The sequence below is a fragment of the Jongsikchunia kroppenstedtii DSM 45133 genome (assembly GCF_000380485.1).
Classification (GTDB): Bacteria; Actinomycetota; Actinomycetes; order Mycobacteriales; family Mycobacteriaceae; genus Jongsikchunia; species Jongsikchunia kroppenstedtii.
On record NZ_AQYG01000010.1, the window covers coordinates 1 to 2,519 of the forward strand.

Consider the following 2,519-nt stretch of genomic DNA (forward strand, 5'->3'; position numbering starts at 1 on the left):
GCTCCCACTGCGCATCACTGAGCGACTCACACCTAGAACTCATCCACCGATCATCAGCGACCGATCACCCAATCATTAGGAGACACGCCCTAGCACGGCGAGCGCAAGAGTTTGGCGACGAATCGAAGCGAAAGTCTGGCATCCGCCACGGCCGTGTGCTAATACTAGCAACTGTCGGTATCCGGTACTGTTGGTGTTGGGGAGGTGTTGCTGACGGAGTTCGATCCGGGCGTGGTGTACGCCCCGTGGCTCCAAACGGCGAAAATCTGTGAATTGTGCGGTGAAAGCGCATTCAAGTGCCCGCGCGAAACATGGTCTGCGCGGGCGGCTCGATCAGAAATGAAATTTCACGGCTAAACTGTCCTTATTGCGACAAACAATGGAGTAAATGTGTTTAAAGAACGCTCACTGAGAACCTCGCAACTGATGGAGTACCCAAAGGTGCGAAGGATTCTGTTTCCATTCGGTGAACCGGAGCCTATTGCCAAATACTTCGCGGATGACAATATGGTGCTGAGTCACACGCTATCGATACTATCGGGAAGCTTTCCGCCCGGAGAAGATTCATTCATCCGTTCGGTGCGTAGATTCTCGGACGAGATCAACGACCCGAAACTGAAGAAGCGCATATCCGGATTCATTGGCCAAGAGGCAGTTCATGGCCAACAGCACGATTCGTTGAATGAGAATTTGAAACAATTTCGATACCCTTTTGTCTACATCTTCGATATTCGCGGAAAGGCACGCGAGAGAGCAGTCATACGTATAGAACGGTTGGTTCCGCGTAAAGCGCATCTCGCGGGGACTGCTGCTGCAGAACACTACACGGCTACCCTCGCGAGGCGGATGCTAAGCAGTCCCGACGTCCAGGAATTGATGCTGAAGCACGCAGATCCACAGGTCGCGAATCTGCTACATTGGCACGCATTCGAAGAGCTTGAACATAAATCGGTGGCATTCGATGTGTATCGAACTGTCGGAGGAGCTGAGTGGCTCCGAATTGGCGTCATGTTCCTTCTCTTCACATCGGCAATCCCAATGGCGGCTGCAGCATTGCTTATTTCACTCGCGGCGGATCCGCAAGCGTGGCGTCCATTGCGGCTAATTCGTGAAGCGCGCAAAACATTCAAGATATTCCTGGGCGATGGGACGATCCTTGAGTTGGCGCAGTACATGCGGCCAGGTTTTCATCCAGATGATATTGACACCACGGGGTTGCTTGAGGAGTGGAAAATTGAATTGTTCGGCAACAAGGGCGATCTGGCTCAATATGTAAAGTAGGAGATTGATTTGGTCAGCGCGAGTGCAACGCGCTTGTAGGTGCGTGGTGGGCAAACTGAAATCTTCCCGAACGTGAAATCGCTATTGTCGTTGTCGATAGTCGGTGGGTGAAATCCGGCGAGGCCCTTCATTCGATTACCTGTCTGTAGTTTCGCGGTTGATGTCCCGTTGTCATCTGCAGCGTTCTTGCAGGTACTGCAGTCCCAGATCACGTAGTTGACGCGGGCGTTGACGTTCCCCACGATCGGCTGCTGCTATGGGCGGGAATCGTAGTGCAGGATCGCGATGAAAGACTGCCCTACGAAAGGAGTGCTTGCCATGTTGCTGCAACGCCATGCAGCCGATCGTGACTCCAGGGGCAACGATGGTGAGCATCCGTACCGCCGACTTTCCGGCGGTGAAAGCGCCGGGAAGATTCCACTTCGACCACGCGACCTTCTTGGCTATGTTCCAGGGTGGTCGGGTCGACAACATGCCAAGAGGACTTCAACGACGATTGCAACTCATTGCCGTCGGCATTCCTCGCTGGGTGACAAGGCTCCGGCTGAGAACGGCGTAGGTGTTGACGACAGCGTGAATAGTGTCGCGTCTGAATTCTTGGCAAGGCTGTTAAGCCAGTCTGGAGAAGAATCTGAGCTATGGGGCGGCGAGAGCACCATAGTTACCGGCGGAGCAGAAGACGCGGATTGCGCCCAGCGTGCGGGCGGGGAAGGTGTCGGTCATTGAGGCTCTGGGCGCGACACGTTCGCGAGCAATCGGTCGGCCGGTGGAGGGTCGATTTTCTGGAAACCGGTAATGACAGCGCTGGCTTGCCGGCGAATCGGGCCCATCAATGCGTGAGCAGCAGCTTGAGGCAGAGGCTGTTGATCTGAGGCAGGCCCTGGGGGGAGCGGCGGTCGAGGTCCGGGTGTGCAGGAAGTCTGCCGACCGCTGTCGAGGGCGTTTCCGACCGAACCGGTGACCTTGGACCCCTCGATTCTTTGGCGAAGGCGATCGATGTGTACTGACCGCCAGCATCACTGTGATGAACCAAACCCGTTGCCGCAAATGAGAACGAGCCTCTACGCCGCAGGAGCAACGCTTGCTCGATGCGCTGGTCACCAGCGCTGTGTGCTTGGTGCTCATCACCCGCCAGCCGCGGATCTTGAATCGCCCCGGGATGTCGGAGACTGCCTCAAACGGTCAGCTCAGCGGTTTGCTGGGCTGTCTGTTGAGCGTAGTACGCAGCTTCGAGTTCG

General features: G+C 55.7%; 1 protein-coding gene and 1 pseudogene. One reads left to right on the forward strand and one right to left on the reverse strand.

What is annotated here, in order from left to right:
• Positions 1 to 426 precede the first annotated feature (426 nt).
• Positions 427 to 1,281, forward strand: coding sequence for a metal-dependent hydrolase (locus G341_RS23275; protein WP_081622354.1), 855 nt, complete (start codon positions 427 to 429; stop codon positions 1,279 to 1,281).
• 914 nt (positions 1,282 to 2,195) lie between these two features.
• Here G341_RS23275 and G341_RS24080 read toward each other — a convergent pair.
• Positions 2,196 to 2,427, reverse strand: a pseudogene (locus G341_RS24080) (IS3 family transposase); the annotation flags it as partial.
• Between the last annotated feature and the right edge of the window lie 92 nt (positions 2,428 to 2,519).

Coding starts and splice junctions, on each gene's coding strand:
- G341_RS23275 (WP_081622354.1), top strand. CDS start 427: ATGGAGTACCCAAAGGTGCGAAGGATTCTGTTTCCATTCGGTGAACCG.